Annotated in this window: 5 protein-coding genes; all 5 read right to left on the reverse strand. The window is 52.6% G+C overall.

The window, feature by feature from the left end:
• Positions 1-33: 33 nt before the first annotated feature.
• On the reverse strand, positions 34-1,335 hold the full coding sequence (gene aceA, locus F7Q90_RS10890; protein ID WP_006121534.1) for an isocitrate lyase: 1,302 nt from the start codon (positions 1,333-1,335) through the stop codon (positions 34-36).
• Between the two features lie 17 nt (positions 1,336-1,352).
• Positions 1,353-2,951 (reverse strand): malate synthase A, encoded by a 1,599-nt coding sequence (aceB, locus tag F7Q90_RS10895; protein WP_006121533.1) that lies wholly within the window; start codon positions 2,949-2,951, stop codon positions 1,353-1,355.
• A 262-nt stretch (positions 2,952-3,213) separates the two neighbouring features.
• Entirely contained in the window at positions 3,214-4,143 is a 930-nt protein-coding gene (gene metA, locus F7Q90_RS10900) for a homoserine O-acetyltransferase MetA (protein ID WP_006121532.1), read from the reverse strand.
• A 138-nt stretch (positions 4,144-4,281) separates the two neighbouring features.
• Positions 4,282-5,040, reverse strand: coding sequence for a substrate-binding domain-containing protein (locus tag F7Q90_RS10905; protein ID WP_006121530.1), 759 nt, complete (start codon positions 5,038-5,040; stop codon positions 4,282-4,284).
• The gene (locus F7Q90_RS10910; protein WP_006121524.1) at positions 5,009-6,079 is read right to left on the reverse strand and encodes an ABC transporter substrate-binding protein; all 1,071 of its coding nucleotides are present in this window, start codon (positions 6,077-6,079) and stop codon (positions 5,009-5,011) included. Before F7Q90_RS10910 ends, F7Q90_RS10905 begins: the two co-directional genes overlap by 32 nt.
• Between the last annotated feature and the right edge of the window lie 480 nt (positions 6,080-6,559).

Below are 6,559 nucleotides of genomic sequence, written 5' to 3' on the forward strand. Positions count from 1 at the left end.
ACAGTTACCGGGCGGGAAAGACACAGACTTCACTCAAAACTGATGCTCTTCGGTCGATCCGGTCAGCGCCGTAACGGAGGACTGACCGCCCTGAATAATCGTGGTGACCTGATCGAAATAGCCGGTGCCCACTTCCTGCTGATGCGAGGAAAAACTGTACCCCCGCTCCCGGGCAGCGAACTCTGGTTGCTGGACTTTTTCAACATAGTGACGCATGCCTTCGCCCTGAGCATAAGCCTGTGCCAGGTCGAACATGTTGAACCACATGCTGTGAATACCGGCCAGGGTAATGAACTGGAAGCGATAGCCCATCTCACTGAGCGCCTGCTGAAAGGCCGCGATGGTGCTGTCGTCGAGGTTCTTTTTCCAGTTAAACGAAGGCGAACAGTTGTAAGCCAGCAGTTTACCGGGAAAGCGGGCATGGATGGCTTCGGCGAAGCGCTGCGCCATCGCCAGGTTGGGCGTCGACGTTTCACACCACAGCACGTCAGCATAAGGCGCATAAGCCAGACCGCGGCTGATAGCCTGCTCGATGCCGGCATGAGTGCGGTAGAAGCCTTCCGCGGTACGATCGCCACGGATAAACGGACGGTCATAGTCATCGCAGTCAGAGGTGATCAGGTCAGCGGCATCGGCATCCGTTCGCGCCAGCAGAATGGTGGGAACACCCATCACATCAGCGGCCAGGCGTGCAGCAACCAGTTTCTGTAAGGCCTCCTGGGTAGGCACAAGTACCTTGCCTCCCATGTGGCCGCATTTCTTCACGGCCGCAAGTTGATCTTCAAAGTGGACCGCTGCGGCCCCTGCGCTGATCATCGCCTTCATCAGTTCAAAGGCATTCAGCACACCACCAAAGCCCGCTTCGGCATCCGCCACGATGGGCAGAAAATAGTCGATAAAGCGGCTGTCGCCCGGTTCAATGCCGTTGGCCCATTGAATCTGATCGGCACGTTGAAAGGTCTGATTAACCCGGGTGACAACCTCAGGCACCGAGTTCACCGGATACAGCGACTGATCGGGATACATTTGCCCCGCCAGATTGGCATCGGCGGCTACCTGCCAGCCAGAGAGGTATATGGCTTCTATTCCGGCTTTGGCCTGCTGCAATGCCTGACCGCCGGTTAAAGCGCCGAGGCTATTGACGTAACCTTTGCGCGCGCTGCCATTAAGTAATGACCAGAGTTTACCGGCACCCCGCTCGGCCAGCGTACAGGCTGGCAGAACTGAACCGCGCAGCGAGATAACATCTTGTGCGCTGTAAGGGCGGGTAATTCCCTGCCAGCGTGCTTCCTGCCAGTCTTGTTCGAGTTGCTGAATCTGTTGTGTACGTGTCATGGCAACCACTCCTTATGTCAGGGAAGCAGTCGATAGCCCGGCAGAGTAAGAAAAGGAACCAGTTCGTTTTCGGTAGTGATTTGCGCCATTAATCGCGCCGCTTCCTCATAACGGCCTGAACTGAACGTCTTATCACCCAGATTCATCTGCAGCGTGTGCAACTCATCGTTGAGCAACTGCTGAAACAGCGACGCCGTGACCTGCTGCCCATCGCGCAGAGTTTTCTTGTGATGGATCCATTGCCAGATAGAGGTACGGGCGATTTCGGCGGTGGCGGCATCTTCCATCAGGCCGTCAATAGGAACGCAGCCGTTGCCGCTAATCCAGGCTTCGAGGTATTGCAATGCCACACGGATATTGGCGCGCATCCCTGCTTCCGTTCGATCGCCTTCGCAGGGCGCCAGAAGCTGTTCGGCCTGCACCGGAGCGTCTTCGTGGCGCAGAACATGAAGCTGATTGGGGTGATCGCCCAGCGCCTGGTTAAACACCGCCATTGCGGTATCGGCCAGGCCTGGATGTGCGATCCAGGTGCCATCATGTCCGTTACTGGCTTCGCGCTGCTTGTCTTCCCTGACGCGCTGCAACACCCACTGATTACGTGCGCTGTCTTTACTTGGAATAAGCGCCGACATACCGCCCATAGCAAAGGCACCGCGGCGATGACACGTTTTAACCAGCAACCGCGAGTAAGCATCCAGAAAAGGCTGAGCCATGGTCACGGACTGACGATCAGGGAGAACCCTATCTTCATGTTCCCGTAATGTTTTGATGTAGCTGAAAATGTAATCCCAGCGCCCGCAGTTCAGGCCCACGATATGATCGCGCAGATTCCACAGAATCTCGTCCATCTGAAACACGGCGGGCAGCGTTTCAATTAAGACTGTGGCTTTAATTGTGCCTCGCGCCAGATCAAAACGATCCTCAGCGAAGCTAAAGATCTCTCGCCACCAGGCCGCTTCCTGCCAGCTTTCCGTTTTAGGCAGATAAAAATAGGGACCGCTACCTTTCGCCAGGAGATTCGTGACGTTATGAAAAAAGTAGAGTGCAAAATCAAACAGTCCGCCAGGAATGGCATTGCCCTGCCAGCTGACATGTTTCTCTGACAGATGCAGTCCGCGTACCCGACACATCAGGACAGCCGGATCGGCGCGAAGCTGGTAGATCTTGCCTGTCTCGCTGGTATGAGACAATGTGCCAGCCACGGCTTCACGCAGGGTTTGCTGCCCTTCCATCAGCTTTTCCCAGGTCGGTGCCAGGGAATCCTCAAAGTCAGCCATAAATACTTTTACGTTCGCATTCAGGGCATTAATTACCATTTTGCGATCCGGCGGTCCGGTAATCTCCACGCGACGATCCCGTAAATCCGAGGGAATACCGCGAATCGTCCATTCTCGCTCTCTGATGGAAGCCGTTTCCATTTCGAAATCAGGTAACGACCCGGCATCGTACTTTTCTTGTCGTGCCTGTCGCGCCGCTAATAACGTATCGCGTTGGGGGGCAAAACGGATAACCAGATCCTGTAAAAACGCGACGGTCTCTTCAGTAAGAAGCTGTTTTTCAAGATGATAAAAGGGCTTCTGGAAGTGTAATTCGTGGGTAATAACTGAGTCTGTCATGCTTGCTCTCTCCTGTTTACAGGCAGATCAACATGGTCGATCCACAAAAAGGGTGATTAGTGCTCTACAGGAGCAGAGCATATGTATTTTGAATGCAAAATCAAAAACTATTTCCATTTTAATTAAATATTATATTTATACCATTGAAATTTATGGTTTTATTTTTATTTTCCTTTAGGTAATGCCTTTCAAATATTTTTAAGGACGAAAAAAAACCGTGTTGCCAGCCAGCTAACACGGTTCAGTTGTAATGAATGTGCGCTTATTCCAGCGTCGGATTCATATGGCGCAGATCAAACGGCGTAATTTGATAGACGTAATAGTTCAGCCAGTTTGAAAACAACAGGTTTCCATGGCTACGCCATGTGGCGCGTGGATGACGCTGCGGATCATCGTGGGGGAAGTAATTGTACGGCACGTCAGGGTTCAGCCCTGCGTCATAGTCGCGCTGAAACTCTCCCGCCAGTGTTAACGCATCATATTCCGGGTGACCCGTAACGAACACCAGCCTCTTGTCCTTGCTTGCCATCAGGTAGGCACCGGTTTGTTCCGATTCAGCAAATAATTCCAGATCGGTGTAATCGGTGATCAGCTGAGTGGGGAAATCCGCATAACGCGAATGCGGAGCGAGGAAATTATCATCGAATCCCCGCGTCAGTAAGGCATGGGGATGGAGAATCTGATGTTCAAATACGCCTGCAAGTTTCGTCTGTCGGGTTTGTTTAGGAATACCATACAAAATATTCAGTGCTGCCTGTACAGCCCAACAGACAAACAGGGTCGAGGTAACATGATCTTTCGCCCACGCCAGCACCTGCTGTATCTGGGGCCAGTAGGCGACATCGTTAAATTCAACCAGGCCCAGCGGCGCACCTGTAACGATTAAGCCATCATAGTTATCGTGCTGGATGTCCTCAAAGTTACGGTAGAAATTATTAAGGTGATCGCTGGGTGTGTTACGCGATTCACGGCTGTCGATACGCAGCAACTGGACATCAATCTGCAAAGGTGAGTTAGAGAGCAAGCGCAGGAACTGGTTTTCGGTCTCAATCTTTTTAGGCATCAGATTAAGTACCAGAACTTTAAGTGGGCGGATCTCCTGAACACTGGCGCGCGACGACGTCATCACGAAGACATTTTCGTTACGTAAAAAATTCACTGCCGGTAATTCATCGGGAATCCTGATTGGCATGACTTAATCACCTCTTGTAACCATATATACGTTTAGACATCCAGACAGCCAAAGATAACGGCTCTTTTGCTAAATGTCGAGTCTGCATATCGACAGGTGAAAAAGTTTCAAGGCACTGTTACAGCCCGCACTGGCGGGTCAGAGACAGGCTTTACCTTGTGCGGGCTTTCTGGAACCAGACGGTGGCAAAAAACCGTAACGCCGCAAAATACGCTGTGCCTCATCTGTATGGAGGAAGGCGGCAAGCGGTATGGCGGAGGGTGAAAGAGTGGCCCAGCCGTATTGCGCCCGTACGTTGTAAGCAGGAGGAATATTAAGCACCAGCAGGGACTGATGATGCCTCAGGCGGGGCGCATAACTGGCATAGCCGATAAACAGTTCAGCGTAGCCTTCATCAATGAGCCACTGGGCTGCCAGTCTGCCAACAGGAACAGGCAGACTGTCCGGGCCACCAACCAGGGCGTTTGCTTTGTTCCGGATTCGGCTGCCCTGACCGGGATATCGCTGCTCAATGTTTTCGAATAACTGCCACGTGTAATCCCCTGAGGGATCGTACAGGGGCGTTGAGGTTGCCAGCCGTAAATCATCACGTTGCAGTAATGACAGCCAGTCGTCTTCTGCAGAGACATCCTCCCGCCTGGCAGTCAGACACAGCCTGTTATCGATGAAATGACCGGTGTCCTCTGCCAGACCTTGTCGCGACAGGCTTGTGGGATGCTGCAGGTTGGCCGAAACAAACATGTCACCGACTTCACCCTGTTCGATGCGCTGACGCAGTAAACCAGCCGGGCCATAGTGTGTTTGTGTCGTTATGCCGTATTCCGCGCTGAACGCGGCAACCAGCACCGGCCACACATCGCGCAGACTACCGGCCGCCAGAATCTGGAGAGGTTTCATGATAGGCGGTCCGGTAAAAGCGGCGATACCAGCGGTCGGCCCGCTGCTGCATATCCACATCGCGAAATTTGTCAGGATAGAGTTTTTTCGCCATCCACAGTTCACCTAACCCTATGGCTTCTGGCATCGGATAGCCCCATGCCTTGGCATAGTCAGGCATCAACCAGACACGGTGATGTTTGACAGCATCAATGGTCTGCCAGAGCGGATCGTGCTGAATCGACTGAACAACCTGCGGATAGCGGTTCTGCACAAAAATTACCTGCGGATTCCAGACCACCACCTGTTCCATGCTGACCTGCCTGAAACCCTGAATAGTCGATGCTGCCACGTTCAGTGCGCCAGCATGGGTCATCATCAGCCCCGTATATTTCCCGGCACCGTATGTCGTCAGACTGGGATTGGCCATATAGGCGCGTACACGCTGCTGTTCAGGGAGATCGTGGAGACGATCAGTCACCTCTTTACGCCCCGCAAAGGCTGCTGAGATGAGAGCTTTGGCCTGCTGCTGCCTGTTCACCACCTCACCTATCAGGGTGATGCCTTCCTTTATCCCGAGATCGTAGGCCTTATCTTCATTTTGCATACTGGGATTAATTTCGCCCTGCTGCCCGGCGTCATCGTGACGCAGTGAAATCGCCAGTACAGGAATGCCCAGTGCGGAGATCTGGTCAATCATCTCTTTCGGCGCATAGTTGGTGACGAATACCACCTGTGGATGCAGTGCAATTAGCTTTTCCAGATCAACATGGGTCAAATCACCCAGCATTGCTTTATGCGTCAGCTCAGGCACCAGCGTTGCGTAATTGTCCCCTAACTGCTGTTTCCAGTTAGCCAGTATCCCTACAATTTTATCTGTCGCATTTAACTGCACCAGAAGATTCAGCGTCTGGTGCTGAAGCACAACCACGCGATCAACCCGATCCGGGATTGTAACGTTACGGCCAAGCTGATCGGTCACGATGCGGCTGGCGTAGCTGTTCCATGCGGTAAAGATAAGTAAGCCTGCAAAGACGAGGCGATTCAGTCTGATTTTCAATGAGGGTCCCCTGTAGCGTAATGTATTTGATTATATAGCGATACACCGTGACAAGGTAGACAGTGGATGCGCCTGTCGTTGTCGCGGGTCTGCGTGGCAGGGATGACTGTCGGTGTCGTGGCGTTTTCGATGCAGGGCGCGCCTGACAGACAGCGCCAGCCCATTGGTTCGGTTTGCTGACCCTGAAATGCGCGTATGCCCTGACATCGATCTGCATGCTGATATCCACTTAAGAGGGCATGTTTTTAGCTGAGACAAACTACAAAAGATGAGAATAAATCGGCAGGATTAGTGCGTACTCAGCAAATGCGCTTTATCCTGGTGCATTTAACCTGTTTACTCATGATCTGGGCGGCTTTGTTGAATAAATCAGATTCGGGGCGAGTGTCCCTGTAGCAGGGCAGAGTTTCAGGCAATACGGACACTTTCTGGCATTCCTGCCTTTGTCATTCTGTTCAGCGCCCGAACCATGGCCAGAGC

It is taken from the genome of Pantoea stewartii subsp. stewartii, assembly GCF_008801695.1.
GTDB classification, from domain to species: domain Bacteria; phylum Pseudomonadota; class Gammaproteobacteria; order Enterobacterales; family Enterobacteriaceae; genus Pantoea; species Pantoea stewartii.